The sequence below is a fragment of the Hydrogenophilus islandicus genome, assembly GCF_054657095.1.
Window position 1 is genome coordinate 1 of the sequence record NZ_BAAHXE010000002.1, and the last position, 25,068, is coordinate 25,068.

29 protein-coding genes are annotated in these 25,068 nt (G+C 64.7%); 11 read left to right on the forward strand and 18 right to left on the reverse strand.

Annotation, left to right across the window (positions count from 1 at the left end; translation table 11 throughout):
• Positions 1-40: 40 nt before the first annotated feature.
• From ACYQ6T_RS00935 to bioB, 4 genes are all read right to left on the reverse strand, one after another.
• Positions 41-868: a methyltransferase domain-containing protein gene (locus tag ACYQ6T_RS00935; protein ID WP_459826548.1), complete on the reverse strand. Its 828-nt coding sequence runs from the start codon at positions 866-868 to the stop codon at positions 41-43.
• Entirely contained in the window at positions 865-2,082 is a 1,218-nt protein-coding gene (locus ACYQ6T_RS00940; RefSeq protein ID WP_459826550.1) for an 8-amino-7-oxononanoate synthase, read from the reverse strand. Before ACYQ6T_RS00940 ends, ACYQ6T_RS00935 begins: the two co-directional genes overlap by 4 nt.
• Entirely contained in the window at positions 2,079-3,434 is a 1,356-nt protein-coding gene (locus ACYQ6T_RS00945) for an adenosylmethionine--8-amino-7-oxononanoate transaminase (RefSeq protein ID WP_459826552.1), read from the reverse strand. The genes ACYQ6T_RS00940 and ACYQ6T_RS00945 overlap by 4 nt, the downstream gene beginning before the upstream one ends.
• A gap of 69 nt (positions 3,435-3,503) precedes the next feature.
• Positions 3,504-4,502 carry a biotin synthase BioB gene (gene bioB, locus ACYQ6T_RS00950; protein WP_459826554.1) on the reverse strand — a complete coding sequence of 333 codons (999 nt, stop codon included), beginning with the start codon at positions 4,500-4,502 and terminating at the stop codon, positions 3,504-3,506.
• 133 nt (positions 4,503-4,635) lie between these two features.
• Between bioB and ACYQ6T_RS00955 the strand changes: the two genes are divergently transcribed.
• Genes ACYQ6T_RS00955 through ACYQ6T_RS00980 form a run of 6 tightly spaced genes read left to right on the forward strand, consistent with a single transcriptional unit; the run spans position 4,636 to position 9,290 of the window.
• Positions 4,636-5,271 carry a ComF family protein gene (locus ACYQ6T_RS00955; RefSeq protein WP_459826556.1) on the forward strand — a complete coding sequence of 212 codons (636 nt, stop codon included), beginning with the start codon at positions 4,636-4,638 and terminating at the stop codon, positions 5,269-5,271.
• Positions 5,272-5,278: 7 nt separating this feature from the next.
• Complete coding sequence (locus tag ACYQ6T_RS00960) at positions 5,279-5,917, forward strand: paraquat-inducible protein A (RefSeq protein WP_459826558.1); 639 nt, start codon at positions 5,279-5,281, stop codon at positions 5,915-5,917.
• Complete coding sequence (locus ACYQ6T_RS00965) at positions 5,899-6,531, forward strand: paraquat-inducible protein A (RefSeq protein ID WP_459826560.1); 633 nt, start codon at positions 5,899-5,901, stop codon at positions 6,529-6,531. Before ACYQ6T_RS00960 ends, ACYQ6T_RS00965 begins: the two co-directional genes overlap by 19 nt.
• Complete coding sequence (locus ACYQ6T_RS00970) at positions 6,521-8,194, forward strand: PqiB family protein (RefSeq protein WP_459826562.1); 1,674 nt, start codon at positions 6,521-6,523, stop codon at positions 8,192-8,194. Before ACYQ6T_RS00965 ends, ACYQ6T_RS00970 begins: the two co-directional genes overlap by 11 nt.
• Positions 8,191-8,823: a PqiC family protein gene (locus ACYQ6T_RS00975; protein WP_459826564.1), complete on the forward strand. Its 633-nt coding sequence runs from the start codon at positions 8,191-8,193 to the stop codon at positions 8,821-8,823. The genes ACYQ6T_RS00970 and ACYQ6T_RS00975 overlap by 4 nt, the downstream gene beginning before the upstream one ends.
• On the forward strand, positions 8,823-9,290 hold the full coding sequence (locus ACYQ6T_RS00980) for a tRNA (cytidine(34)-2'-O)-methyltransferase (RefSeq protein WP_459826566.1): 468 nt from the start codon (positions 8,823-8,825) through the stop codon (positions 9,288-9,290). Before ACYQ6T_RS00975 ends, ACYQ6T_RS00980 begins: the two co-directional genes overlap by 1 nt.
• 9 nt (positions 9,291-9,299) lie before the next feature.
• Here ACYQ6T_RS00980 and ACYQ6T_RS00985 read toward each other — a convergent pair whose 3' ends face one another.
• From ACYQ6T_RS00985 to ACYQ6T_RS01010, 6 genes are read right to left on the reverse strand one after another with little or no spacing between them, the layout of a single operon-like run.
• Positions 9,300-10,304 (reverse strand): NAD(P)H-dependent glycerol-3-phosphate dehydrogenase, encoded by a 1,005-nt coding sequence (locus ACYQ6T_RS00985; protein WP_459826568.1) that lies wholly within the window; start codon positions 10,302-10,304, stop codon positions 9,300-9,302.
• Positions 10,305-10,307: 3 nt separating this feature from the next.
• Complete coding sequence (locus tag ACYQ6T_RS00990) at positions 10,308-10,793, reverse strand: SH3 domain-containing protein (protein WP_459826570.1); 486 nt, start codon at positions 10,791-10,793, stop codon at positions 10,308-10,310.
• Positions 10,794-10,821: 28 nt separating this feature from the next.
• Positions 10,822-11,295 carry a protein-export chaperone SecB gene (gene secB, locus ACYQ6T_RS00995; protein WP_459826572.1) on the reverse strand — a complete coding sequence of 158 codons (474 nt, stop codon included), beginning with the start codon at positions 11,293-11,295 and terminating at the stop codon, positions 10,822-10,824.
• Positions 11,296-11,329: 34 nt separating this feature from the next.
• Positions 11,330-11,590: a glutaredoxin 3 gene (gene grxC, locus ACYQ6T_RS01000; protein WP_459826833.1), complete on the reverse strand. Its 261-nt coding sequence runs from the start codon at positions 11,588-11,590 to the stop codon at positions 11,330-11,332.
• Positions 11,591-11,592: 2 nt separating this feature from the next.
• Positions 11,593-12,030, reverse strand: coding sequence for a rhodanese-like domain-containing protein (locus tag ACYQ6T_RS01005; protein ID WP_459826575.1), 438 nt, complete (start codon positions 12,028-12,030; stop codon positions 11,593-11,595).
• A gap of 21 nt (positions 12,031-12,051) precedes the next feature.
• Positions 12,052-12,366: an ArsR/SmtB family transcription factor gene (locus tag ACYQ6T_RS01010; protein ID WP_459826577.1), complete on the reverse strand. Its 315-nt coding sequence runs from the start codon at positions 12,364-12,366 to the stop codon at positions 12,052-12,054.
• A 115-nt stretch (positions 12,367-12,481) separates the two neighbouring features.
• Between ACYQ6T_RS01010 and gpmA the strand changes: the two genes are divergently transcribed.
• The 4 genes from gpmA to ACYQ6T_RS01030 are packed head-to-tail and all read left to right on the forward strand — an operon-like array spanning position 12,482 to position 16,771.
• Positions 12,482-13,234, forward strand: a complete 753-nt coding sequence (gpmA, locus tag ACYQ6T_RS01015; protein ID WP_459826578.1) for a 2,3-diphosphoglycerate-dependent phosphoglycerate mutase — start codon at positions 12,482-12,484, stop codon at positions 13,232-13,234.
• Positions 13,235-13,258: 24 nt separating this feature from the next.
• Positions 13,259-14,485, forward strand: a complete 1,227-nt coding sequence (locus ACYQ6T_RS01020; protein WP_459826580.1) for a murein hydrolase activator EnvC family protein — start codon at positions 13,259-13,261, stop codon at positions 14,483-14,485.
• Positions 14,486-14,494: 9 nt separating this feature from the next.
• On the forward strand, positions 14,495-15,943 hold the full coding sequence (locus ACYQ6T_RS01025; protein ID WP_459826582.1) for a S41 family peptidase: 1,449 nt from the start codon (positions 14,495-14,497) through the stop codon (positions 15,941-15,943).
• 21 nt (positions 15,944-15,964) lie between these two features.
• Positions 15,965-16,771, forward strand: coding sequence for a HesA/MoeB/ThiF family protein (locus tag ACYQ6T_RS01030; RefSeq protein ID WP_459826835.1), 807 nt, complete (start codon positions 15,965-15,967; stop codon positions 16,769-16,771).
• Here ACYQ6T_RS01030 and ACYQ6T_RS01035 read toward each other — a convergent pair.
• Genes ACYQ6T_RS01035 through ACYQ6T_RS01065 form a run of 7 tightly spaced genes read right to left on the reverse strand, consistent with a single transcriptional unit; the run spans position 16,753 to position 23,773 of the window.
• A complete protein-coding gene (locus ACYQ6T_RS01035) occupies positions 16,753-17,199 on the reverse strand; it encodes a sirohydrochlorin chelatase (RefSeq protein ID WP_459826583.1) in 447 nt (148 codons plus the stop codon). The two genes, ACYQ6T_RS01030 and ACYQ6T_RS01035, sit on opposite strands and share 19 nt — an antisense overlap.
• Positions 17,196-18,323, reverse strand: a complete 1,128-nt coding sequence (ribD, locus tag ACYQ6T_RS01040) for a bifunctional diaminohydroxyphosphoribosylaminopyrimidine deaminase/5-amino-6-(5-phosphoribosylamino)uracil reductase RibD (protein WP_459826585.1) — start codon at positions 18,321-18,323, stop codon at positions 17,196-17,198. The genes ACYQ6T_RS01035 and ribD overlap by 4 nt, the downstream gene beginning before the upstream one ends.
• A gap of 34 nt (positions 18,324-18,357) precedes the next feature.
• Positions 18,358-18,918, reverse strand: a complete 561-nt coding sequence (gene nrdR, locus ACYQ6T_RS01045; protein WP_459826587.1) for a transcriptional regulator NrdR — start codon at positions 18,916-18,918, stop codon at positions 18,358-18,360.
• Positions 18,919-18,927: 9 nt separating this feature from the next.
• Entirely contained in the window at positions 18,928-20,184 is a 1,257-nt protein-coding gene (glyA, locus tag ACYQ6T_RS01050; RefSeq protein ID WP_459826589.1) for a serine hydroxymethyltransferase, read from the reverse strand.
• A gap of 33 nt (positions 20,185-20,217) precedes the next feature.
• On the reverse strand, positions 20,218-20,901 hold the full coding sequence (locus ACYQ6T_RS01055; protein ID WP_459826591.1) for a histidine phosphatase family protein: 684 nt from the start codon (positions 20,899-20,901) through the stop codon (positions 20,218-20,220).
• Entirely contained in the window at positions 20,901-22,163 is a 1,263-nt protein-coding gene (locus tag ACYQ6T_RS01060) for a pyridoxal-dependent decarboxylase, exosortase A system-associated (RefSeq protein WP_459826593.1), read from the reverse strand. Before ACYQ6T_RS01060 ends, ACYQ6T_RS01055 begins: the two co-directional genes overlap by 1 nt.
• Positions 22,160-23,773 (reverse strand): AMP-binding protein, encoded by a 1,614-nt coding sequence (locus tag ACYQ6T_RS01065; protein WP_459826595.1) that lies wholly within the window; start codon positions 23,771-23,773, stop codon positions 22,160-22,162. The genes ACYQ6T_RS01060 and ACYQ6T_RS01065 overlap by 4 nt, the downstream gene beginning before the upstream one ends.
• 75 nt (positions 23,774-23,848) lie before the next feature.
• On the opposite strand from ACYQ6T_RS01065, the gene ACYQ6T_RS01070 reads away from it, so the two are divergent.
• Positions 23,849-24,103, forward strand: coding sequence for an acyl carrier protein (locus ACYQ6T_RS01070; RefSeq protein ID WP_459826597.1), 255 nt, complete (start codon positions 23,849-23,851; stop codon positions 24,101-24,103).
• A 48-nt stretch (positions 24,104-24,151) separates the two neighbouring features.
• Here the strand turns inward: ACYQ6T_RS01070 and argB are convergent, their stop codons facing one another.
• Positions 24,152-25,042 carry an acetylglutamate kinase gene (argB, locus tag ACYQ6T_RS01075; protein ID WP_459826599.1) on the reverse strand — a complete coding sequence of 297 codons (891 nt, stop codon included), beginning with the start codon at positions 25,040-25,042 and terminating at the stop codon, positions 24,152-24,154.
• Positions 25,043-25,068: the final 26 nt, after the last annotated feature.

Sequence of the window (25,068 nt, forward strand, 5' to 3'; positions counted from 1 at the left end):
TCCTGTAATTGTAGACCGAAGGTGAGTTCGCGAAGCTGGATCATCGTCGTTGGGCCAGGACGGTGAGGATGCGATAGGTGAGCGGGATCCCCTCGGCGGTCCGAAACGCCTCAAGGGCGGCGAGCAGGCGGCGGTGGCGGTCGCGCTGAAAAGGGGTTGCGGTCGCGGGTGTGGCTGTGGCGCCAACACCGCGGACCGAAGCAAGGAGCGCGTGCGGGGTGGCGAAGGTGAGGCGGTGGTCGCGCACCTGTAGCGTCAGCCGCGCCCACGCGCTGGTGGTAAGCGCCTGCTCCCAAAGGGGCAGGTCGGGGAGCGGCGCAAAGGGGGGCGGTTCGTCGAGCGCGGTGAAGGCGGCCGCGAGTTCGGGTAGGCTCCCGGGAAGCACCACCGAGACCACCGCCCAACCGTGCGGGGCGAGTATCCGCGCCATTTCGCTGACCGTGCGCTCAGGGGTGGTCCACTGCCACGCGCAGTTGCTCCAATAGAGCGCAATCGACTGAGAGGCGAGCGGGAGCGCTTCGAGGTCACCGGCAACACGGGCAACACCGGTGTGGGGGATCGCGGCGACCATCGCCGCGGCAGCGTCGAGCGCGACGATCTGCCGTTCGGGGTAGCGGCGGGCGAGTTCGGGCAGGTCGCGTCCAACGCCACATCCGGCGTCGAGAAGCCAGGGAGCGAGGTTCGCGGCGGGGAGGGGCGCGGTGGGGCCGATCCGATCGAGTTCGGCAAAGAGGTGCGCGGCGATGAGCCGCTGTGCGCAGTCGTATTCGGCATACCCGCGCGCGCGCCGGGCAAAAGCGGTGCGGACGCGAGGCTTGATCGCGCCGATTTCTGGGGTGGTAGGGCGGTCGGAGTGGCGTCGGCTCAAGGGGCAAAGCCTCTTTGGGTCAGCTCTTGGGTGATCGCATCGGCCAACGCTTCGACGTCGGCGCGTTCGTGCTCCGCGCTCAACGAAATGCGCAGCCGCGCGGTGTTGGGCGGTACCGTCGGCGGGCGGATCGCCGGAATCCAGAATCCTGCCTTTTCGAGCGCTGCGGCGAGTGCCGTTGCGTCGTGTGCGCTCCCGACGACAAGCGGTTGGATCGCGGTGGGGGATGGGAGCGGTTTGGCGCGTGTGTTGCGCCACGCCGCGCTCAAGGTTTGCCACTGGGAGATCAGGTCAAAAAGCCGACGTCGCGGCTCGGGGTCGGTCGCAAGGATGTGCACCGCCACCGCGAGTGCCTCGGCTTGCGCCGGGGGCATTGCGGTGGTGTAGATGTGGGTTCGGGCGCACTGGTCGAGCCAGGCGATCGCGTCGCGACTGCCCAAGACCGCTGCTCCGGCAACCCCCGCCGCTTTACCGAAGGTGGCGACCCACAGCCAGTGGGGTTCAGGCGTGAGCCCCCAGTGGGCAAAGGTGCCGCGCCCATCCCCCAAAAGACCGAACCCATGGGCGTCGTCGACGATGAGCCAGGCGCGGTGGGTACGCGCGAGCTCGGCAAGCGCGGCAAGCGGCGCGACGTCGCCGTCCATGCTGAAGACCCCGTCGGTGACGATCACTTTGATGGGGGCATCGCATGCGGCGAGGAGCGCCGCGAGCCGTTCGGTGTCGCTGTGGGGATAACGGCGCACCGTCGCTCCGCGCGCCCGGGCAAGGAGCAGCGCGTCGATGAGCGATGCGTGGACGAGCTTGTCGGCAAAGATCGCCGTCTCATGCGGCGCTTCACTCGTGAGCAGCTGAACCGCCGCGAGGTTCGCGGCGTAGCCCGAGGTGAAGAGGCGCGCGGCGGGAAAGCCGAGCCATTGCGCGAGCTGCTCTTCGACCGCCTCATGGGCTTCGCTGTAGCCACAGACAAGCGCAGAGGCGCCGGAGCCCACGCCCCACCGCGTCGCACCCTGTTGCCACGCAGCGACAATCTCGGGGTGGTGGGTAAGTCCGAGATAGTCGTTGCTCGCGAAATTGATCACCGAGCGGCCGCCCACCATCGCCAGGGCACTGGTGGTTGTTGGGGCCACCGCGCGGTGGGTGCGCAGGAGCCCCGCGCGCTGGCGCGCAGCGAGCCACTCGCTCGGTAAGCTCCACGGGTCGCCTACTCGGTTCATGGCAGGGGGGGCTCGGGTGTTCGCGAAGAGGCAGAATGGGTGAGCGCTTCGTCGAGAATCGCTGTAAGCCGCTCGCCGAACCATTCGGCGACCTCGACGGGGGTGTCAAAGGGGGGCATCACGTAGCAGGTGTTCCCGAGGGGTCGCAACAGAACCCCGTGGCGCAGCGCCGCTTTGGCGGCACGCGGCGCAAAATCGCTGGGGGCGTCGCTGAGGTCAAACGCGACGATCGTCCCGGTGCGGCGAAAGTGTTTTGCGCCAAAACGCTCGGCGACGGGCTGGAGCGCTGCGGCAAACGCCGTGCCCAGCCGTTCGATTCGTTGCCAGACGGTGGGGTCGTCGAGGAGGTCGAGGGTGGCGCACGCCGCTCGACAGGCGAGTGGGTTTCCCGTGTAAGAGTGGGAGTGGAGAAAAGCCCGCGTGAGCTCATCGCCAAGAAAGGCGCGAAAGATCGCGTCGCGAACCAGGACCACCGCAAGCGGCAGGGTGCCGCCGGTAATCCCTTTGGAGAGGGTGACGAGGTCGGGGCGCACCCCGGCGTGGTCGTGGGCGAAGAAGCGGCCGGTTCGGCCCATGCCCACCGCGATCTCGTCGAAAATGAGCAGCACCTCGTAACGGTCGCAGAGGGTTCGGAGCGCTCGGAGGAAACTGGGCGGGTGCATCGCCATGCCGCCAGCGCCTTGGACGAGCGGTTCGATGATCACTGCCGCAGTGGTCGCGTGGTGTTCGGCAAGGTAGGCGTCGAGCGCGGCGATCGCGCGCTGTGGGGCTTCCTCCCCATCACGCAGGTCGGGGGAGGGGATGATCGCTGCGGGGCGAATGAGGGGATCGTAGGCTTCGCGAAAGAGGGGGACGTCGGTCACCGCGAGCGCCCCCACCGTCTCTCCGTGGTAGCCGCGAGCAAAGGCGACGAAGCGGTGTTTGTCGCTCTGCCCCAGATTGCGCCAGTAGTGGGCGGCGAGCTTCAACGCAATCTCGACGGCACTTGCCCCGTCGGAGGCGTAGAGGGCGTGGCCGAGGTGGCCGTCGGTTTTCGCGGCGAGCCGTTCCGCGAGCGTCACCGCTGGTTCGTGGGTGCAACCGGCTAGGAGGACGTGGTCGAGGAGCTCGAGCTGTTCTTGGATGGCGGCGACGATGTGGGGGTGACGATGGCCGAAGAGGGTCGTCCACCAAGAGCTGAAGGCGTCGAAATAGCGGCGTCCGTCAGGGTCGAAGAGCCACGGCCCCTCAGCGCGCACCACGGGCAAAAGCGGTACCCGACGCTCGGGGTCAGGGTCGAGATGGCGCTGCATCTGGGTGCAGGGGTGCCAGAGTGCGGCAAGCGAACGGACAACGAGCGGCTGCGCGGTCACGGGAACCTCTTCTCCTTCGGTCGATCCCTTCCTTGCAAAAAGAGTAGCGGACTTTCTTCGTTCATTCCCCTATTCCGGCTGAAGCCCCAGACGGGCGAAGAGCGCGTTGTCGTGCGCGACGTCGGGGTTGCCGGTGGTGAGCAGCGCTTCGCCATAGAAGATTGAGTTCGCGCCGGCGTAGAAGCAGAGTGCCTGCAGTTCGTCGCTCATCGTTTTGCGGCCTGCCGAGAGGCGGACAGTGCTTGTAGGCATCGCGAGGCGCGCGACCGCGATTGTGCGGACAAACTCAAACGGGTCGAGCGGTGGTTGATCGCCCAGCGGGGTGCCGGGAATGGGGACGAGCTGGTTGATCGGCACCGACTCCGGGGGCGGGTCGAGGTCGGCCAAAAGCGCCAGCATCCCGATTCGGTCTTCGCGCGTCTCGCCCATCCCGATGATGCCGCCGCAGCAGATCTTGATGCCGGCGTTGCGGACCGCCGCGAGGGTCTTGAGTCGATCCTGGAGGGTGTGGGTGGTGATCACTTGGTTGTAGTATTCGGGTGAGGTATCGACGTTGTGGTTGTAGTAATCGAGCCCTGCCTCCTTGAGGCGTGCCGCTTGTTGGTCGTTCAAGAGGCCGAGCGTGACGCACGTTTCAAGCCCCAGGCCCTTCACCGCTGCGACGAGCTCGGCCACCTGCTCGAGGTCATCTCCTTTGGGGCCACGCCACGCGGCGCCCATGCAGAAACGGCTGGCTCCTGCCGCTTTCGCAGCCTGGGCGCGGGCAACCACCTCGTCGAGGGGCAGGAGTCTCTGCCGCTTGAGCCCTGTCTCTTTTTCGTAGCGGGCCGATTGGGAACAGTAACCGCAATCTTCCGAGCACCCCCCCGTTTTGATCGACAGGAGCGTCGAGCGCTGAATGCGGTGCCCCGGGAAGTGGCGGCGATGGGTTTCGTGCGCTAGTGTCAGGAGATCAAAGAAGGGGAGTTCAAACCAGGCGCGCAGTTGGGCCTTGCGCGCTTCCCAGCGGTCGGGGTTGCGTTCGTTGATCGAGGCCGGTGCGGACGATTCGGCAGTGGCGGTGGTCATGCTCGACTCCACAAAGAGAGGTGATATGGGATTAGGTGACTATTTTACGCGATTTTTGGCGAAGTGGACGGGAACGGTTTGTATCGGCTGCGAACGTGTTCATGATGGCGATGCCCCTTGGTGTGGGCGGTGCATGGAGGTGCTCCCGTGGTGGAGTCGCTCGCGTGCCTGTTTGCGCTGCGGCGAACCGGTTGCGACTGATGACCGCGACGGCGCGGTGTGCGCCGAGTGTCTCAACAACCCTCCGCCCTTTCTCTCCACCCAGGCGGCTTTCTGGTACGCGCCACCGGTCGAGGAGTGGGTCAAGGCGCTCAAGTTCCACCGCGCGTTGGCTTACGGGGCGGCGCTTGCCCAGGCGATCGCAGAGAACGCCGAGCCGCGTGGCGAGCTCCTTATCCCGGTGCCCCTCTCAGCGGAGCGGCAGAGAAGTCGCGGTTTCAACCAGGCGGCGGAGATCGCGCGGGTGGTTGCGCACGCGTGGAAAATCCCCTGGAACGGCCACGTGCTCTTGCGCCCCAAAAAGACGGCGATGCAGGCGACGCTCGGTAGCAAAGAGCGGTGGGCGAACGTTGCGTACGCTTTTCGTGTGGTCGAGCCGCGCAGCGTGCGTGGCCGTACGGTGGTGGTGGTCGACGACGTGATGACGACTGGGGCGACGCTCCGTGCGGCCACTGAGGCGGTGCTTGCCGCTGGAGCGCGCGAGGTTCATCTCATCGTTGCGGCCCGTGCTGCCGCTGTGCCCGTTGCCGATCGCGCGCGGACGGTATAATTGGCTGATGGATTATTCTGGTGATATGGCCGCGCGCTCTTCCAGGGTGACGGTTTGCCCCGAGTGCGACTGGGTGGTTCAGCTGCCGCGCTCCCCCTCCGAGCGGCGGTTGCGCTGCCCGCGCTGTCGCGCCCTGTTGTGGCGGGGGGAGCGGGATCCGCGAGCGCTGTTGCCGTGGATCGCTACCGCGTGGCTGCTTTGGTTTGCGAGTGGAATAGAGCCCCTGGCGCAATTGGAGCTCTTGGGGCGGACAACCGAGGTGACACTCTGGACCCTTGCCGCCGCGTTGGCTGCCGCGCACGAAGGAGGTTTGGCCGCGGTGGTCGCAGTCACCACGGTGGTCGCGCCGGTCACGCTCCTTGCCACCTACACTTGGCTCCTTTTGCCGTTGTGGCGCCGTCGTCCCGTCCCAGGGATTCGGACACTCCTCCGTTACGCCCACTGGCACCGCCACTGGGCGATGCTCGACGTTTTTTTGCTCGGTGTCGTCGTCGCTGCGGTCAAACTGGGCGGGATGGCGCGTCTTCTTCCCCGCGGCAGCCTTCTTGCTTTCGTTGCTTTTACCGTTATTCTTGCGGTGATCCACTGGCGGTTCGATTGGGAGCGGTTCCGAGAGGAGTGGCTGCAGTGCGTTCGCGCGGAGTGACGGCGGCAGCGCTGGGGTGGGCGCGGTGTGACCACTGTGGGGCGATCAATAGGCAGGTGGATCAGGAGCATTGCCGTTGTGCCGTCTGTGGTGCGCGGCTGCCGTTGCCTGCCGAGCGTAGCAGGGAGCGGCGTTGGGTTTGGGCGTTGCTCCTTGCTGCGTGGGCGCTCTATCTGCCCGCCAACCTTCTGCCGGTGATGACGGTTGCCAACCTGGGACGAGCCGAACCGAGTACGATCGTGGGCGGTGTGATCCACCTCTACGTCGTGGGATCGTGGGGGTTGGCAACGATCGTTTTGGTCGCGAGTGTCCTGATTCCGCTTGCCAAAATGGTCGTCCTGGCCTTTGTATTATGGGTGAGTGGCCGGCACGTGCAGCAGTGGCAGCCGGTCGCGGTCCGTTGGTTTCGGTGGATCGAATGGGTGGGGCGCTGGTCGATGGTCGACGTCTTCGTCGTCGCGCTCCTCGCTGCATGGGTCCAGTTTGGCGAAATCGCGTCGATTACCCCAGGGGCAGGGACGCTCGCTTTTGCCGGCGTGGTGATTCTGACGATGGTGGCCACTGAGCGGTTCCGGCCGCAGTGGTTGTGGTGGGAGGAAAATTTTGCCCAGTGACGAACGGTTGGCGCTCGACCAGCTCCCGGAGGCACAGCCTGAAGAGCGCGGTGCCGTGCTGCGCGGGGAGTGGGGCGTTTGGCTGCTGCCCCTTGCGGCCCTCTTCATCGCTCTGTGGGTCGGGTATCGGGCTTGGATCGACGCGGGCGTCACGGTGACCGTTCTCTTCCCTTCCGCGAGTGGAATCGAGGCGGGGAAGACCCGCGTGCGCTACAAAGAGGTCGAAGTGGGGCGGGTCACCGCGGTCGAACTCGACCCCCAGCTCGACCAAGTGGAGGTGACCTTGGCGATCCATCGCGACGTTGCCGCCCATCTCAAAGAGGATGCCCGTTTTTGGGTGGTGCGGCCGCGGGTGACGGCGCGTGCGGTCACGGGGCTCGAGACGCTGTTGAGTGGCACCTACATTACCTTTGATCCCGGTTGCAACGGCAAGCGGCTCGCCCGTTACAGCGGCTTGAAGGATCCTCCCTTCTTGGCTGCTGAAGGGGGTGGAAAGCACTTCGTCCTCACCAGTGAACGCGCTGCACCGCTTGAAGTCGGCACGCCTCTCTATTTCCGCGGTTTGCCGGTAGGCGAAGTGGTGGGTGCAGCGCTGGACGAGGTCGGCACGCTGCGCATTTCGATCTTTGTCCGTACGCCATACGACCGGTATGTGCGCGTCAGCAGCCGTTTTTGGGTGCAGCGAGCGGTCCGGGTCGAAGTGGGAGGCCGGGGGATCGTCGCCGAAGTGAGTTCGGGGTTGGCGCTCCTCCAGGGCGGGATTGCGTTCGATTGGCTCCCCCCTTGGGGTGATGGGGAAGTGGCTGAGGAGGGTCAGCTCTTTCCCCTCTACGCCGATGAACGGGTCGCAGCCCATCCTCCTTCGCCGTTTCGCCTGGTCTTTCGGATGCGCCTTCCTGAGGGAGTCAGCGGGCTCTATGCCCAGACGCCTGTCTTCTTCTCCGGCTTTGAGGTGGGCCAGGTGTTGGGGGTGATGCCCCGCTTTGACGAAAAAGCGGAACGGGTAGTGCCCGAAGTCTGGTTTGAAATCTGGCCCGATCGCCTCGATCTGCCCCACGACGAGGAGAAGGTGAAGGCGATTTTTGCCGAATGGGTCCAATCGGGGCTCCGAGCGCAACCCAAGCCGATGAGTCTGCTGACGGGGCAGAAGATGATCGATCTGGTTTTTGCGCCGAAAGCCGCGCCGGCGACACTCGCGTGGGAAGAGGGATACCCCACTTTCCCTGCGCTACCTGCGGCGTTTGATGAGGTGGCGCGTACCGTGACCCAATTGGCCACCGATCTGCGTGACGCGCCGTGGAAGGACCTGGTCAGTGAATTGCGTGACGCTGCGCATGGGTTACGGGTGTTGCTCGATGCGCAAGATCCCAAGTCGGCGGCGCAGCGGTTACGGTCGGTGCTGGATCGGACCGACCGGCTGTTGGCCGAGTTTCACCAGGCGCCAACGGAGATCGTCGCTACTTTGGCGCAACTGCGCGCGAGCCTTGCGGCGCTTGAAGGTTTGGTGAACGGCTTGGCAACAGACTGGGGTGAGAGCGGAGTCGCGCGGGAGCAACTCCATGCCGTGTTGCGCTCGACCCAAAGCGCGGCGCGGTCGGTCGAACTTCTTGCGGATGAGCTTTCGCGCCATCCCGAATCGTTGCTCCGAGGACGCCCGCGATGAAGCTCACAACAAACCCGTTGCGCCGGGCGCAGAGGCTCGTCACAGGCGCATTGCTCCTTTCAGCGCTTCTCGGAGTTGCGCTGGTAGTTGGCGGATGTGCCTCGGTCAGCCCTTCGACAGAGGTGTTGACGCTACAACCCGGGGAGTTTGGGGCGGGGGAAGGCGTTGTCACCCAAAAGGGTGCGCCGACGATTGCCGTCTCGGTCGCAGTGCCTCCGACGCTCGATCGGCGCGCCCTCACGATCCGGCAGGACCCTAGCCACTATCGGATCGATGAGCGCATCCGGTGGTCTTTGCCCTTTGCCGACGAGGTTCGCGAGGCGATGCTTGCCCGTTTGCGGCTTCGTGACCCGGATCATCGCTTTGTTGCCGACGGAAGTTGGGCGGCCCAAGCGTCACTGATGCGACTCCACTTTTCGTTGGACCGTTTTGAGGCGTCTGATTCGGGGAATGCCATTGTCGCGGGGCGGTGTCTCTTGGGGAATAAGGAGGGAACGGCGTGGGAACGGGGCTTTTCCTTCGTCGTCCCTGTGCCGCCGTCGCCTCCAGGGACAGGGGTCGCTGAGGCGCTGCAGGAGCTTCTGGACTGGGTGGTCGCGGTCTGTTCCCTCTCTTCAGGGGCTCAGTAGTGGTTGTTCACGTTGTTCTGGTCGAACCGGAGATCCCGCAGAATACCGGTAACATCATCCGCCTCTGCGCCAATACCGGTGCCCAGCTTCATCTCGTGCGGCCGCTCGGCTTTACGCTCTCTGACCGGCAACTGCGCCGCGCGGGTCTCGACTACCACGAGTGGGTGGCAACGACCGTGCACGACGATTGGGCCGCGTGTCGCAGGCAACTCGCGGGACACCGGTGGTTCCTGCTAACGACAAAAGGGGAGAGCCGTTACGATCAGGTCGCTTTCGCTCCGGGCGATGTCCTGGTCTTCGGGTCGGAGAGCCGAGGCGTTGCACCGGAAATTCACGCCGCGTTCTCTCCCGAGTGTCGGTTGCGTGTACCGATGCGCCCCGGGCAGCGCAGCCTCAATCTCGCGAATACCGTCGCGCTCGTCGTCTATGAGGCGTGGCGGCAGATGGGTTTTCCGGGCGGGGGGTGAGCGGCCCGGTCAGAATTCGCACTTCGGGTCGCGCGCAAGGAGCGCATCCACAGCCGCTTCGGCAGAAATCCCCGGGGTAAAGAGGAGTTGATGGACGGCATTGGCGATCGGCATCTCGATGCCGAGCGTTTGCGCCAGTGTCACGCACGCGCGGGTCGTCGGAACCCCCTCGGCGACGTGGCCGAGTTGCGCCAGTGCCGATTCGAGCGTCTCGCCGCTCGCAAGCAACAGGCCCAATTTGCGGTTACGCGACAGCGCCCCCGTACAGGTGAGGATCAGATCGCCCATTCCCGAGAGCCCCATGAGGGTCTCCCGTTCCGCTCCGAGTGCCTCGGCAAGGCGCGCCATCTCGGCTAGCCCCCGGGTGATGAGCGCAGCGCGCGTGTTGAGCCCTAACCCCAACCCTTCGGCGACGCCTGCGGCGATCGCGATGACGTTTTTGATCGCCCCCCCCACCTCGGCCCCGGTAACGTCGTGGTGGGCGTAGAGGCGAAAGCGCGGCTGGTGGAGGCTCTCGATCACTCGCTTCGCCCACGCGGGGTTGCGTGACGCCAGTACCACGGCGGTCGGAAGCCCTTGCGCCACTTCGAGCGCGAAGCTGGGGCCGGTCAGCACCCCATGGGGCGGGAGAGGGAGAGCGGTGTGTTCACTCCAGACCCGTTCGGCGATCTCGTGGGGAAGCTCGAGCGTCTCCGGCGCGATCCCTTTGCACGCAAGGAGGAAGGGGGTCGTCGGGGCGTGCTCGGTAAGCTGCGCGATGGCGTCAGTGAGCCCCGCGAGCGGGGTGGCGATCACCACCAGTTGCGCCGCGCGAACCGCCTCGACCATCTCGGCAGTCACAGTCACCCCGGGCGGCAAAACGGGGCCGGCGAGGTAGCGCTCATTCGTGCGGGTGCGGTTGAGCTCCCGAGCAAGATCGGGTTCGCGTGACCAAAGCGTGACCGAATGGCGCTGCCCCCACGCAATCGCAAGCGCTGTTCCCCAGGCTCCTGCTCCCAAAACGGCCAGTTGCATTGCTTACCATCCCCAGACGTCGCGCTTGGCGACGAAGCCGTTCCCTTTTGCTGTGACCACCTCGACCCAACCGGGAAGCGACGTGTCGCGAACGGAAAGAATCGCGTTCGCGGGTAGGATCACGAGTAGCGCCGCGTTGGGATTGGGCGCTGAGCGGACCTCGGTTTCGTCGTGGAGCGTAATCACCGTCCGGTTACTGCTTAAGTTTTGCGAGGGAAGCCAAAAGAGCCCGCCCCCCTCTTTGTCACGCACTTGAGCCCAGCCGTTGAGCTCCTGGATGAGTTCGACCGGCGTTCCCGCTCCGTAGTAAAAGAGGGGTGTGACGGTCTCGTCGGGAGCCAGGCGCGCGGGCGCCGCCTCCCGGATGCTGCGATAGTCGGCGGCCCATGAAAGGGAGTTGAAGAGCAGAGAGAGGACGGCGTAGCGGAGCCAACGGGCGAGTGCGTTGCGGCTGGGGAGAACCCTATGCTGGGCGTGCAACGGTGCCATCGTCAGCTCCTTGGCCATAAGCCTTCCGTTACTGCGGCGTTTCGCTGGTTGGGGCCTGCTGCGCTTGCTGTTTCTGCTGCATGTAGAGTGCTTCGAAATTGACCGGCGCAAGGATCACCGGTTGAAAACCGGCCCGTGTGGAGGAGTCGGAGATCACCTCTCGTGCGTAGGGGTAGAGAATGCTGGGGCAGGCGACGAAGAGGAGCGGCTCGACGTCACTTTCAGGGACGTTCCGCACCTGGAAGACCCCGCCATAGGTCAATTCGATGAGAAAGAGGGCGCGCTCCTCGACAGCGGCTCTGACGGAGACGGTGAGGGCCACCTCGTAGTGGGCCTCGTCGAGTTTGCGCGCGGCAGTGCCCATTTCGACTTGGATCGTCGGTGCCTGGGTTTCCAGGAAACACTCAGGGGCACGGGGCGCTTCGACCGAGAGGTCTTTGACGTAGAGCTTTTCAATCGAGAAGTGGGGGAGTTGCGCTTGCTCTTGGGGGTTGCTGCTCATTACGATTGTCCTCAAAAAGGGTCTCAATTACGGCTTAGGCAAGCCCCAAAAGGGGGTCGAGCTTGCCTTCGCGTTCCAGCGCGTAGAGGTCGTCACAGCCACCGACATGGGTCGTACCAATGAAGATCTGGGGTACGGTGCGGCGATTGGTGAGCCGCACCATCTCGTCGCGCCGTTCAGGGTCGTCGTCGATCATGATCTTTTCGATCGTGGTCACCCCTTTTTGCCGCAGCAACTGCTCGGCGCGGACGCAGTAGGGGCAATATTGGGTGGCGTACATGCGCACAGGGGGCATCGTCATCGCTTTCGTTTCTCCGTTTTGCTGGTCACGAGGGGTAGATTGGCTTTGCGCCATTCGATCAGTCCGCCCACCAGATGATAGACCCGGGTAAAGCCGGCTTGGCGCAATCTTTTCACCGCTAAAGCGGAGCGGGCGCCACTTTCGCAGTAGAGAATGATCGGGCGATCGGTGAGCTTTTCCAACGCTTTATCGCCGGGGATCCGCTCCAGGGGAACAAAGAGCGCGCCCGGCAAGTGGCCGCTTTGGTATTCGCTGTCGCTGCGGACATCGACGGCGACCGCCCCTTCCTGGTTGATCAGAAGTGTGGCCTGCATCGGGGTGAGGCGCGAGCGATCGGTCGCCGCGCGAACCGTCTCCACCACCCACCACGAGCCAGAAACCAACGCCAGAAGGGCCCACTGCCATTGGTGCATCACGTAGTCGAAAAAGGTCATTCGCGCTCCTCAGCTGAGCGGTTAGCGGTGGCAGAAGAGGTCGCGCATCAGCACCACCAGTTGCAGCGTGCGCGGGTCGGCAACGCGGTAATAGACGCGATTTGCCTCTTTGCGGCTGGCGAGAATCCCTTTGTCCCGCATGATCGCCAAATGCTGGGAGACATTACTTTGGGATGTTCCCACCGCGTCGACGATCTCCTGCACGCACGACTCGGTGTCGCCAATGACGCAGAGGATCTTCAGACGCAGCGGATGGGCGATCGACTTGAGCGCGCGCGCTGCCGTTTCGATCTGCTCATCGCGGTCAGCCAACTCGATAATCGATTGAGTAAGCATCGCTAATGGGTCTCGCGAACGATTTGCTAAGACGCTAGTATAAAATGTTTCGCTCGTTTTGGGAGGCATGGGACGCTCCTTGCCGAATTTCACATTATCATATCAGAGGATCGTGATGTATAAGATCGTTTTGTTGCGCCATGGTGAGTCGCTGTGGAATCGGGAGAACCGCTTTACCGGCTGGACCGACGTCGATCTGACCGAAAAGGGGGTCGAAGAGGCGAGAGCCGCGGGAGAGTTACTCAAAGCGCAAGGGTTTCTCTTCGACCGAGCCTTTACGTCTCGTTTGAAGCGGGCGATCAAGACCCTGCACATTGTGCTGGACGCGCTCGATCAGCTCTGGATTCCGGTAGAATCCTCCTGGCGCCTCAACGAGCGCCACTACGGCGCGCTGCAGGGGCTCAACAAAGCGGAGACCGCTGCGCAGTATGGTGACGAGCAGGTGCTGATCTGGCGCCGCTCCTACGATGTTCCCCCGCCGCCCCTTGCCGACAATGATCCGCGTCTCGAACTCGACGATCGGCGTTACTGGGATCTCCCCAAACGCGATTTTCCGCGGACCGAATGTCTCAAGGACACCGTCGCCCGTTTCGTTCCCTACTGGGAGACGGTGATCGTGCCGCGAATCCTTGCCGGCGAGCGCATTTTGATCGCTGCCCATGGCAACAGTCTGCGGGCGTTGATCAAATACCTCGACGGGATCTCCGATGAGGAGATCGTGGGGCTCAACATTCCCACTGCCCAGCCGCTCGTCTACGAGCTTGACGCCAACTGCCGACCGCTCAACCGCTACTACCTGGCGGACGAGGAGACGATCCGTGCGCAACAGGAGGCTGTCGCTGCCCAAGGACGAGCGCAGAAGGGGTGATCCCCTTCCGCAGGGGGCTCGGGCATGGGGCGAGCAGTTTGTCGGCGAGGGGTGAGGGGGGCGTGCGTTGTCGCTGCCGTAACCCTCGCCTCAGTAGCCGCAACGGTTGCGGCTGCTGACCGCCCCGAGCCGGCGAATCCTGAGGCTGCCCATGCCCAGCTCGAAGAGTTGCGTCAGGCGATTGACCGCCTGGGGCGCGAAGCGAAGAGTGTCGCGGAGCGGCGTGCCGCGATCGAACGGCAGCTCAAAATCGCCGAAAACTCGAGCGCGATTCTCGCCCGGCGCATTGCCCGCCTCGAAGAGGAGGCGCACCGGCTGGAAAGGCAGGTGGTTGCGGTTCGCGACGCGTGGCAAGCCGCTGCGGCGCGTGCCGAAAGGAGCCGGGCGCGTTACCAAGCGCTTTCTGAAGTGCTCCTGGTGCAGCTGCCGCACGACCCCGTGATTCGTGGCGGTCCCGAGAGTGCGCCCGCGTCAGCCGAAGCGGTTCGGCAAGCCCTTCTCCAAGCGGTTCGTGACGAACTGACCCGGGCAGAAAAGGAGCACAGGGAGGCCGAGCGCTGGGCTGCCCGGTTGCAGGAAGAGGAGCGCGTGCTCAAGGAGCGCCGGGAGGCGCTCGAACGGGAGCGGGCGCAGTGGACGCTTCTTGCCCAGCAACGCAAAGTGCTTCATGAGGCGCTGGCCAAAACCCTCAGCGAAGTTCGTGATCGCCGCAAAGCCCTCGAAGAGGATGCCCAGGCACTCTCCCGCCTCATCGCGCGGCTGGAGGCGCAAGCGAAGCGACAGGCATTGGAAGAGAAACAGAAACGGACGCGGCAAACGGCCAAGGCGGAGCGTGCCACCCCGGCGGATGAGCATCGCCCCAAAGAGCGCCCCGTTGCCTTCGCTTCGCCGGTTGCGAACGGCCACCTCGTCGGCTCCTTTGGCGGCAAAAGAGCTGAGGGGGGAACCTGGAAAGGGCTTTTCTGGTCTGCTCCTGAGGGGGCGCAGGTCCGTGCCGTTGCCGATGGGGTGGTGGCGTTTGCCGACTGGCTGCGGGGGTATGGCCAGATCGTCATCCTCGATCACGGCAAAGGGTTGCTCACCCTCTACGCCAACCTCGACACACCGCTTGTGACCGTCGGCGAAAAGGTGACGCGTCACCAGGTGGTCGGCCGGGTGGGGCGGACGGAACATTTCGCCACAAGCGGGTTATACTTTGAACTGCGGCAAAACGGACAACCCGTTGATCCGAGCCGATGGCTCAAAGAGTAGGATGAGACGATGACACAACGCTGGCCTCGAGTTGCTTGGTCCTTCACTGGCCTCATTGCCGGGGTACTCCTGACGCTTGCCTTGAGCGGTTGGGCGAGCCGCGACGAAGCGGGGGGGATCCCCTTCAAGGAGCTGCGCACCTTTGCCGACGTTCTCGACGTGGTCAACAAGGCCTACGTCGAACAGCCTGACCCGAAAAAGCTGGTGACGGAGGCGATTCGCGGGATGGTCGCCAGTCTCGATCCCCACTCGGCGTTCCTCGATGCCGAAGAGTACCGCGAACTCCAGGTGGGCACGCAAGGGGAGTTTGGCGGGATTGGGATCGAAGTGACGATGGAGGACGGCTTTGTCAAAGTCGTTTCGCCGATCGAAGAGACCCCCGCCGCGCGCGCCGGGTTGCAGGCAGGGGATCTCATCATCAAGTTGGACGAGACGCCCGTCAAGGGGATGTCGCTGCGTGACGCGGTGAAACGGATGCGCGGCGCACCCGGCACGTCGATTACGCTTACGGTGATGCGTAAAGGGGTCGAGAAGCCTTTTACGGTGACGATCAAGCGCGAGGTGATCAAGGTGCGGAGCGTCAAGAGCCGTCGCCTCGAGGATGGGGTGCTCTACGTCCGGATTACCAATTTCCAGGAGACGACTGGCACGCTGCTCACCGAGCAGCTCAAGCGCCTAGCGCGCGACGGGCAGGTGAAGGGGATTGTGCTGGACTTGCGCAACGACCCAGGCGGGCTGCTCCACGCCGCGATTGGCGTTTCGGCCGCCTTTCTTCCCGAAGGGGCGTTGGTGGTGAAGACCGATGGGCGCCTGCCCGACTCTCGCCGCGAATATTACGCCCGTGCCGAAGATTATCTGCGCGGCAGTGACGATCGGCGCGACTACCTCGCCGGTTGGCCCAAGCTCTTCCGGGAGGTGCCGATGGTGGTGTTGGTCAATGCCGGTTCCGCGTCCGCGTCCGAGATCGTTGCCGGAGCACTGCAGGACCACGGTCGGGCGAAGCTGCTTGGGGAGAAGAGCTTTGGGAAGGGGTCGGTGCAGACGATTTTGCCCCTCAACGACGGCACGGCGCTCAAATTGACCACGGCACTCTACTACACCCCGAGTGGGCGGTCGATCCAGGCCGAAGGGATTGAACCCGATTTCGTCGTTCCGGAGCGGGAGAATGGCCCCCGTAAAGTCGTGCGGGAGGCCGATCTGATGGGCCACATCGAGCTCGACCGCACGGGCCGGATCCGTCGCCAAGGGGAGAAGCCTTCAGATAAAGGGGGTGAACAGGAGGGTGAAGGAGAAGAGGGCGAGGTTGCGAGCGGTGCCCCGGTGAAGCCCATCGAGTATGGCAGTGACCAGGATCGCCAGTTCCAGGCGGCACTCCACTGGTTGCGTCACGGAACCTTGCCGGATTGGGCGAAGGTGGCCAAGAATCCGTCGGCAGACGCGGTTGCCCAGCGACCCTAACGGAGCCTCTGTACTGTGACCATGACCTCGCCCGTGAAGAACTACGCCACGCCCACGGACACCGAGGGGCTCGACGATGCAGCGTTGCTCCGCTACAGTCGCCATATTCTCCTTCCCGAAATCGACATCGCCGGGCAGGAGCGGATTCGCCGCGCGACGCTCCTCATCGTCGGTGTCGGGGGATTGGGGTGTCCCGCCGCGCTCTATCTCGCGCGCGCCGGTGTAGGCCGACTGATCATCGCCGACGGCGATACGGTCGACGCGACCAACCTGCAACGGCAGATCCTCTTTCGTGATGCCGACATCGGTCGCCCCAAAGCCGAAGTGGCGGCAGAGGCGCTTCGCGAAGCCAATCCCGACGTGACAGTGACCCCCATCAACGCCCGACTCTCAGGGGCTGACCTCGAGCGCTGGGTGGCAGAGGTCGATGGGGTGCTCGATTGCAGTGACAACTTTGCGACGCGCCACGCGATCAATCGCGCCTGTGTCGTGCAGCAACGGCCGCTCGTGAGCGGCGCGGCGATCCGCTTTGACGCGCAGCTTGCAGTCTACGATCCGCGCGTCCCCGCGTCACCTTGTTACCACTGCCTTTTTCCCGAAGGGGAGAATGTCGCTGAGGTGCGTTGCGCGACGATGGGGGTCTTCGCGCCGCTCGTGGGGATGGTTGGGGCGCTTCAGGCGCATGAGGCGCTCCGCGTAATCGTCGGGTGCGGCGAACCGGCGTGGGGGCGACTCTGGCTCTTCGACGGGCTCGGCTTCGAGTGGCGAAGCGTCAAGGTTCCGCGCGACCCAGCCTGTCCCGTCTGCGGTCACCGGCCTTTCGCCTGACCGGGAAAAAGGGGAAGCGAAGCGACTGCTGCGGCGACCATCGCGTCGATCACCGCTTCGACAGTTCCCACCGCTGGGTGGATAGTGATCTGCAGGTGGGGATGGCGCTCCTGAAGCGTTGCGACCATCTCGGGCAGATCGCGCTGCAGGTGTCCTCCCGCAGCGATGAACCAGGGGAGAATGGCGATCTTCTGGTGATCCTCGGCAAGCGCGGCGATCACTTCGTCGAGGGTTGGGGAGAGAAATTCAAGGAAGGCAACTGCGACCGTCATCTCTGGCAGGTGGCGAGCAAACGCCGCTTGTGCCGCCTCGACCGGTTGGGCCCACTCCCGGTTGCGGGCGCCGTGGGCAAAAAGGATCAGCGCGCGGCGGGTTTGGGAAGCGTGGGGTTGCAGTGCGTCTCTAGACGGGTCAGCGCGCAAAGTCACGATGAACGCTCCTTTTGGGACCTGCCCTCTAACGGGGGCATGAGGTCGATGCGGAGAGTCTCGCCCAGCCGCTTCACGGCGTCAATCCGCCAAATGGGGGATTGCGCCACTTCGGTAAGAGCGAGTGGCGGAAGGAGCGGTTGCGCGTCACCGCCAAACCCTTTCGGGGCAAGATAGTGGATCCAGCGGTCGAAAAGCCCCGCGCGCACGAAGGCGTAGAAGAGCGTCGCCCCCGCTTCGACGAGAATCTCGTTGAGCGACTCATCGCCCAGCCACCGGGCGAGCGCGTGGAGGTCGATGCGCCCGCTCGGGTCCGCAGGCAGGCGTTCGACCCGGACGCCCGCGGCGCGTAACGCGGCTTCTCGGGTAGGGTCGGCGAGGTTCGTCGTGACGACCCAGGCGGGAGCGGTGCGGTCGCGCACGACCTGCGCCTCAAGAGGGAGGCGCAAGCGGCTATCGAGGACGATGCGGATCGGTTGCCGTTTCACGCGACCCAACCGGACGGTGAGTTGCGGATCGTCGGCAAGGACTGTGCCAATGCCGGTGAGCACCGCGCAGCAGCGCGCCCGCCAGCGGTGGACGTCACGGCGTGCCGCCTCACTGGTGATCCAGCGGCTTTTGCCGTTCGCGAGCGCAATGCGGCCGTCGAGCGTTGCCGCTGTTTTGAGGAAAAAGGCGGGGCACCCCTCACTCATCCGCCGAATGAAGCCAGGGTTGAGGGCGCGGCACGCCGCCTCATGCACAGGGCCGATCACCTCGACCCCAGCTTCCCGGAGCCGCTGCAACCCCTTACCGGCGACGAGCGGGTTGGGATCGCTCATCCCATAGACCACGCGGGCAATGCCGGCGGCAATCAGCGCGTCGGCGCACGGAGGTGTTCGTCCGTAGTGGGCACACGGCTCGAGTGTGACGACCGCAGTCGCACCACGGGCGCGCTCTCCCGCCGCGCGCAGCGCCTCAGCTTCCGCGTGGGGGCCTCCCGCCCGTTCGTGCCACCCTTCACCCACCACGTCGCCAAGGGGCGAGACGATCACACAGCCGACGCGTGGGTTTGGCGTGGTGGTGGTCAAACCCCGTCGGGCCAGACGCACCGCCCGCGCCATCCAGTGCGTATAGTCGGTCATCGAGGGAAGGGAAGGGGGCGAAACGGTCGAATCGTCAGTCACCGGAGGCGTCCCCGGATGCCGCGGGCGGTTCGCTCTCGGGCGTTGCGGCGAAGAGATCGGCGGGTTGGGGCACCGCTTCGACTTTGCTGCGTTTCCCGTGCCGTTTCGTTTTGACGTGGCGCAAAAACTGGGCGAAGGCGTCGACGTCTTCAAAGTTGCGATAGACGGAGGCAAAGCGCACGTAGCCAATCTTGTCGAGGCCTTTCAGCGCCTCCATCGCCCACTCGCCCAGCTGGTCGGAGGCGATTTCGCTCTGACCTGTGGCGAGGAGTTTCGCTTCGATGGCGTCGATCGCTGCGTCGATCGCGTCGTTGGAGACCGGGCGTTTCCTCAGCGCCAGCGCGAAACTCGCGCGCAGTTTCTCCCGGTTGTAGGGCTCGCGCGCACCGTTCCTTTTGATCACCGCGGGAAGCTTGATTTCGGCGCGCTCGAAGGTGGTAAAGCGGCGGCTGCAAGCCGCACACCGCCGCCGCCGTCGGATGACCGTGCCGTCTAAACTTTCCCGGGTCTCCAGCACCTGGGTATCGGGTTCAGCGCAGAAGGGGCAACGCATCGGGAGACCTTAGCTGCGCGCTCCTTCATAGACCGGGAAGCGGCGGCAGAGTTCGGCGACCTCGGACTTGACCCGGGCGATCGTTGCACTGTCGTTGGGGGCATCCAGCACGTCGGCAATCAAGTGGGCGGTTTTTGCCGCCTCCGCTTCGCCAAAGCCGCGCGTCGTGATCGCTGGGGTGCCGATGCGAATCCCCGAGGTGACCATCGGCTTTTCCGGGTCTTTGGGAATCGCGTTTTTGTTGACGGTGATGTGGGCCTCACCGAGCACCGCTTCGGCAGCTTTCCCCGTGATCCCTTTGGCGCGCAGGTCGACGAGGAACATGTGCGATTCGGTCCGTCCCGAGACGATGCGAAGTCCCCGCTCCTGCAGCACTTGGGCCATCGCCTGGGCGTTTTTCACCACCTGCTGCTGATAAGCGCGAAATTCGGGGGTCATCGCCTCTTTGAACGCAACCGCTTTGGCGGCGATCACGTGCATCAGCGGGCCCCCTTGGAGTCCAGGGAAGACGGCACTGTTGATCGCCTTTTCGTGTTCGGCTTTCATCAGAATTACCCCGCCGCGCGGGCCGCGAAGCGTCTTGTGGGTGGTCGAAGTGACCACGTCGGCGTGGGGGACGGGGTTGGGGTAGACGCCGGCTGCGATCAGTCCAGCGTAGTGGGCCATGTCGACCCAGAAGATTGCGCCGACCGCTTTGGCGATCTCGGCAAAGCGCGCCCAGTCGATGGTGAGGGCGTAGGCCGAAGCGCCCGCGACGATGATGCGCGGTCGGTGCTCTTCGGCCAAACGGGCCACCGCGTCGTAGTCGATCTCCTCCCGGTCATTGAGGCCATAGGAGACGACCCGGAACCACTTGCCCGAGAGGTTGAGCGGCATTCCATGGGTGAGGTGGCCCCCTTCGGCAAGGCTCATCCCCATGATCGTGTCGCCCGGTTGGGCAAAGGCCATCAGCACCGCCTGGTTCGCCTGGGAACCGGAGTTGGGTTGGACGTTGGCCGCCTCAGCGCCAAAGAGGGCTTTGAGCCGGTCAATCGCCAGCTGCTCGACGCCGTCGACGTATTGGCAGCCGCCGTAGTAGCGGCGGCCGGGGTAACCTTCGGCGTATTTGTTGGTGAGCTGGCTCCCTTGCGCGGCCATCACCGCGGGACTGGCGTAGTTTTCCGATGCGATCAGTTCGATGTGCTCTTCCTGACGACGGTTTTCGGCTTCGATGAGCGACCAGATTTCGGGGTCGACGATGTCGAGTGTTGCGGCTTTGCGAAACATGGTGGGTCCTTACGGTGCTGCAAAGAAAGCATTTTACATGACGGCAAGCTCATCCCGCGCGGTCGCGAGATGGTCGGTTCCGCCCCAGAGGACGATCTCACCGCAGGGGGCGGCCGGCGCGCAATCCCCTGCCCGGTGGGCAAGGGGAGCCGGAGGATGGGTGATGCGCAGGTGAAAGAGCGCAGCATTGGGGATAGTGAAATCGCGCGGGCGCGAAAGAGGGATCGCGAGAACGAGGCGACGGAGGGTGTCGACGACGCCGCCGTGGGTGACGAGGAGCACAGTCGCATCCAGGGCTTCTCGGGTCCAGGCAACGAGCCAGCTGCGGACCCGCTCGGCAAGGTCCGCAAGCGACTCGCCCCCGTGCGGTGCGTAGTAGGGGTCACGCGACGCGAAACGGGCCCACCCGTCGGAGTCGATCACGGCGGCCTCCTCACGCGTGAGACCCTGGAAGTGGCCACAGTGGCGTTCGCGGAGCTGCGGATTGGTGGCCAACGGATGGGCGATCGCCGAAGCGGTGAGGGCAATTTGGGCGGTTTCGACGGCGCGGCAGAGGTCGCTACTCACCACTGCGGCGATGGGAAATGTCTTCAGACGTCTGCCGACTGCTTCAGCTTGTTCCCGGCCCGTGGCGTCGAGTGGGAGGTCGAGATGACCTTGGAGGCGCTTTTCCCGATTCCACGCCGTTTGTCCGTGGCGAACGATGATCAGGTCCATCACCCCTCCTCTTTGGCGCGCCAGACGAGCGTTTCGCTCACCGGCGGGTGGCTGAGGAACTGCTGGGGGCTGGCGGTTGCGCCGTAGGCACCGGACTGGAAGAGCACCACCCAGTCGCCGGGTTCGGCGCGCGGCAGCAGCGCTTTGGTCGCCAGGCGGTCGAGCGGAGTGCAAAGCGGCCCGACGACGGTGACCACTTCGGTGGCTGCGGCGTTCATCCGATTGCCGATCGCGACCGGATAGTTCTTCTTGAGCACTTGGCCGAAATTGCCGGTCGCGGCAAGGTGGGCGTTGAGGCCGGCGTCGCAGACGAGAAAGGTCTCGCCGCGCGACACTTTGCGCTCGAGAATCTGGGTGGCGAAGATGCCCGCTTCACCGACGAGGTAGCGTCCCAACTCGACGACGAGCGCCGTCTCGGGCCACGCGCGGCGGTGCGCGTCGGCAAGTTGCTGCAGCGCGTCGCCGACGCGGGCGAGGTCCACTGGCTCTTCCCCCGCAAAGTAGGGGATACCGATCCCGCCGCCGAGGTTGAACCAGGCGGGGGCCGATCCGACCTCCTCGCAGAGCGCTTGGAGCGCCTCATAGCTTTTGCGATGGGTGGCGACGAGCAGTTCCGCGTCGAGGAGCTGTGAACCGGCAAAGAGGTGGAGCCCTTGCCAGCGGGCGCCACTCGAGCGGATGCGCTCGAGGAGCGCTGCCGCTGCCTCGACGTCGACCCCAAACGGTTGCGCGCCCCCGCCCATCTTCATTCCGGCCCGCTGCATCGTGAAGTCGGGGTTCACGCGCAGCGCGACGTGCGGGGGAAGGCCGAGCTCCTCGGCAACTGCGAGCGTCGCTTCGAGTTGGTTCGCCGATTCGACCGTGACCGTGACGCCGGCAGCGACGGCGCGGCGGAGCGCAGCGGGGCGCTTGCCAGGGCTCGCGAAGGCGATCCGGTCGGGAGAAACACCGACGTCGAGCGCGATCGCCATTTCGCGCTCCGACGCGACGTCAAATCCGTCGACCAAACGGGCGATCGCGGCGACGAGCGGCACGAAGGGGTTCGCCTTGATCGCATATTTGATGCGCACGAGTGGCCCGAACGCCGTCCGACATTGCGCGATCCGCGCGGCGATCCGCTCAGCGTCGTAGGCGTAGAAGGAGGAGGCGTCGAGCCGCGCGGCAACCCGGGAGAGGGGTTCACCAGCGATCAGAACCTCCCCGTGGGCGTCGGCAGACCAGAAGATCGACGGGTGGTGGGTGGGGGGTTGAGGCAGGTTCATCTCGCCTCCACCGGGGTATGCGCAAAATGGGCGGCGACCGCAGCGCGATCGATCTTGCCGTTGGGGTTGCGGGGAAGGGGGGCAGTGGTGAACCAGAGGAGCGACGGGACCTGATAGGTGGCGAGATGGCGGCGACAATGGGTGAGGAGCGCCCGTTCAGAGACGGCGGCATCCCCTCTGACCACGACGGCGACGGCGATTTTCTGACCAAGGTCGGGGTCATCGACGCCGCACGCGCAACATTCGACCACGCCAGGGAAGGTGTGGATCACGCGCTCGACCTCTTCGGGGCTCACGCGGTAGCCGCTTGTTTTGATTTGGGCGTCGCGGCGGCCGACGAAGTAGAGGAACCCTTCGTCGTCGCAAAAGCCATAGTCCCCCGAAAAGACGGCGATCTCCGGAAGAAGCTGCGCAGAACCGACGGGGGCAAGCGCCGCGGGAAGCGGCCGGAAACGCTCCGCGCTTTTATCTGGGGCGTTCCAGTAGCCGAGGGCAACAAGCGGCCCGCGCTGGACGATTTCGCCTACTTCACCCGGTGCCGCGCGGGTACCGTCTTCGCGAACGATCAGGATATCGCTGTTGGGAATCGGGATGCCGATCGAATCGGGACGTTTCGGCCACTCGGCAGGGGGGAGGTAGGTGGCACGAAAGGCTTCGGTCAAGCCGTACATCACGGTAAAGGGGCTCTCGGGGCAGCGGGCATACCAGGCTTCGACCCAGCTTGGGGGCATCTTGCCGCCGGTGCTTGCAGCGATTCGCCAGTGGCGCGCGAAGGACTCCGGCCAGGTTTCATTGAGGAGTTGCCGCCACAACGGGGGGACAGCGGTGAGCGCGGTGATCTGGTGTTCGGCGATGGCGGCGACGGTGTCGCGCGGCAGGAGATGGTCATGGAGGACCACCGTGGCGCCAGCGACCCAGGCGGTGGTGAGTTGCGAAAAGCCAGCGTCAAACGAGAGGGGAAGTGCGGCAAGAATCCGATCGTCCCCACGAAGCCCGAGGTAGCGCACCACCGATTGGGCGCCGGCAAGGAGGTTACGGTGGGAGACCACCACCCCCTTGGGCATCCCAGTGCTTCCCGAGGTGTAGAAGATCGCTGCTGGGTCGTTTTCGGTGCGGTGGAGCGGTGGTGCGGTGGTGGTTCGGACGGGGGCCGCGAAGAGAGCGACGGGGTCGTTCTCTGGCACCACGCTCTGGGGAAGGGCCGAGAAGGCTTCCGGGAGGGGGAGGGGTTGCCACCCGTTCGCTGGGTCCAGCCAGGGGGTGAGGACCGCACCACGCGCGCTGCTCGTCACGATCAGGGTCGGCTGGCCGTCGTCGAGGAGGTAGGCGATCTGCTCGGGCTTGAGCGCCGGGTTGGCCACGACGAGAATCGCGCCGAGGCGCTGCGCGGCAAGGAGCGCGACGACCCCCTCAAGACGCTTGTCGAGCCAAATGAGGACGCGCGCGTAGGGGGTGACACCTCCGCGCCACGCCTCGGCGGTGGCTGTCGCAAGATGATGGAGTGCACGGTAGGTGAGCCGGCGCGCACTTCGCCGCGTTTCGATAAGGGCAACCTGCTCGGGACGTTGCTCGGCTTGGAAGGCGACCAGGTCGTCGAGGGTGGTGATCATTGCATCACTCTTCTTGGTGCGCTGCACAAATCTTGCGTATAATCGCTCACTTCACGACTCGGAAGGGTGCCGATCTTGACGCTCGAAGAGGAACTCCTTGATCTGGTTGCCGCAGTGCTCGAGCTTTCGCCACAAAGGCGAGCGCAGCTCGCCCCCGATTCACCCCTCTTGGGCGCGTTGCCCGAGTTGGATTCGATGGCGGTGTTGGACCTCCTCCATGCGATTGAGGCCCGATTTGACGTGACGATCGAAGACGACGCGGTCACAAGCGAACGTTTTCTCTCCGCGCGGTCACTCGCCGCTTGGGTCGTTACGCTGCAGCGTTCATAAGGGGGGCAGCAAAGCGAGGGGCAGCGCGCCACCACACCGGCTCCTCGTCTATTCGGCACGGATCATCGTCCCGACACCATGGTCGGTGAGAATCTCCAAGAGGAGCGCGTGTTCGACCCGCCCGTCGATGATATGGACCGAGCGCACACCGTTTCTTGCCGCCTCCAGTGCTGAGGCGATTTTGGGGAGCATCCCGCCCGAGAGGGTCCCATCGGCGACCAGCTGGTCGATGAGGCTCGGGGTGAGCCCAGTGAGGAGCTTCCCCTCTTTGTCGAGGACGCCTGGAGTGTTGGTCAGCAGAACCAGTTTTTCGGCGCGCAGCACTTCGGCCACTTTCCCCGCAACCACATCGGCGTTGATGTTGTAGGTTTGCCCATCTTCGCCGACGCCGATCGGGGCGATCACCGGAATGAAGTCGCCTGAGTCGAGAAACGAGATGATCGTCGGATCGATCCGGGTGATCTCCCCCACCTGACCGATATCGACCAGATCCTCCTCTCTGCCCGGAACGCGCATGTAGAGTTTGCGGGCGCGGATGAACCCGCCGCCATCTTTGCCCGTCAAACCGACCGCTTTGCCGCCATGGCGGTTGATGAGATGGACGATCTCTTTGTTCACTTGCCCGCCGAGCACCATTTCGACGACCTCCATCGTCTCGGCGTCGGTGACCCGCATCCCTTGGATGAATTCCCCCTTTTTGCCGACCCGTTGCAACAGCTGTTCGATTTGCGGCCCACCCCCATGGACGACGACCGGGTTCATGCCGACGAGCTTCAACAGCACCACATCTTGGGCGAAGCACTCCTTGAGGTGCGGGTCGGTCATCGCGTTGCCACCGTATTTGATCACGATGGTTTTGTCGAAGAAGCGCTGGATGTAGGGCATCGCCTCGGCAAGAATCTCCGCCTTGATTCGCGGTTCGATGCGCTCAGTGGTCATGGGCACGGATCCTTTTCGCTCGATAG

Bases quoted from the DNA above. Each gene is read 5' to 3' on its own strand.
- ACYQ6T_RS00955 (WP_459826556.1), top strand. From the start codon at position 4,636: ATGGAGGTGCTCCCGTGGTGGAGTCGCTCGCGTGCCTGTTTGCGCTGC.
- ACYQ6T_RS01025 (WP_459826582.1), top strand. From the start codon at position 14,495: ATGACACAACGCTGGCCTCGAGTTGCTTGGTCCTTCACTGGCCTCATT.
- ACYQ6T_RS01005 (WP_459826575.1), bottom strand. From the start codon at position 12,030: ATGACCTTTTTCGACTACGTGATGCACCAATGGCAGTGGGCCCTTCTG.
- ACYQ6T_RS01055 (WP_459826591.1), bottom strand. From the start codon at position 20,901: ATGGACCTGATCATCGTTCGCCACGGACAAACGGCGTGGAATCGGGAA.
- ACYQ6T_RS00940 (WP_459826550.1), bottom strand. From the start codon at position 2,082: ATGAACCGAGTAGGCGACCCGTGGAGCTTACCGAGCGAGTGGCTCGCT.
- bioB (WP_459826554.1), bottom strand. From the start codon at position 4,502: ATGACCACCGCCACTGCCGAATCGTCCGCACCGGCCTCGATCAACGAA.
- gpmA (WP_459826578.1), top strand. From the start codon at position 12,482: ATGTATAAGATCGTTTTGTTGCGCCATGGTGAGTCGCTGTGGAATCGG.
- grxC (WP_459826833.1), bottom strand. From the start codon at position 11,590: ATGCCCCCTGTGCGCATGTACGCCACCCAATATTGCCCCTACTGCGTC.
- ACYQ6T_RS00990 (WP_459826570.1), bottom strand. From the start codon at position 10,793: ATGGCACCGTTGCACGCCCAGCATAGGGTTCTCCCCAGCCGCAACGCA.
- ACYQ6T_RS00975 (WP_459826564.1), top strand. From the start codon at position 8,191: ATGAAGCTCACAACAAACCCGTTGCGCCGGGCGCAGAGGCTCGTCACA.
- ACYQ6T_RS01010 (WP_459826577.1), bottom strand. From the start codon at position 12,366: ATGCTTACTCAATCGATTATCGAGTTGGCTGACCGCGATGAGCAGATC.
- argB (WP_459826599.1), bottom strand. From the start codon at position 25,042: ATGACCACTGAGCGCATCGAACCGCGAATCAAGGCGGAGATTCTTGCC.
- ACYQ6T_RS01060 (WP_459826593.1), bottom strand. From the start codon at position 22,163: ATGAACCTGCCTCAACCCCCCACCCACCACCCGTCGATCTTCTGGTCT.
- ACYQ6T_RS00960 (WP_459826558.1), top strand. From the start codon at position 5,279: ATGGATTATTCTGGTGATATGGCCGCGCGCTCTTCCAGGGTGACGGTT.
- ACYQ6T_RS01020 (WP_459826580.1), top strand. From the start codon at position 13,259: ATGGGGCGAGCAGTTTGTCGGCGAGGGGTGAGGGGGGCGTGCGTTGTC.
- glyA (WP_459826589.1), bottom strand. From the start codon at position 20,184: ATGTTTCGCAAAGCCGCAACACTCGACATCGTCGACCCCGAAATCTGG.
- ACYQ6T_RS00985 (WP_459826568.1), bottom strand. From the start codon at position 10,304: ATGCAACTGGCCGTTTTGGGAGCAGGAGCCTGGGGAACAGCGCTTGCG.
- ACYQ6T_RS01030 (WP_459826835.1), top strand. From the start codon at position 15,965: ATGACCTCGCCCGTGAAGAACTACGCCACGCCCACGGACACCGAGGGG.
- ribD (WP_459826585.1), bottom strand. From the start codon at position 18,323: ATGACCGACTATACGCACTGGATGGCGCGGGCGGTGCGTCTGGCCCGA.
- ACYQ6T_RS01065 (WP_459826595.1), bottom strand. From the start codon at position 23,773: ATGATCACCACCCTCGACGACCTGGTCGCCTTCCAAGCCGAGCAACGT.
- secB (WP_459826572.1), bottom strand. From the start codon at position 11,295: ATGAGCAGCAACCCCCAAGAGCAAGCGCAACTCCCCCACTTCTCGATT.
- nrdR (WP_459826587.1), bottom strand. From the start codon at position 18,918: ATGCGTTGCCCCTTCTGCGCTGAACCCGATACCCAGGTGCTGGAGACC.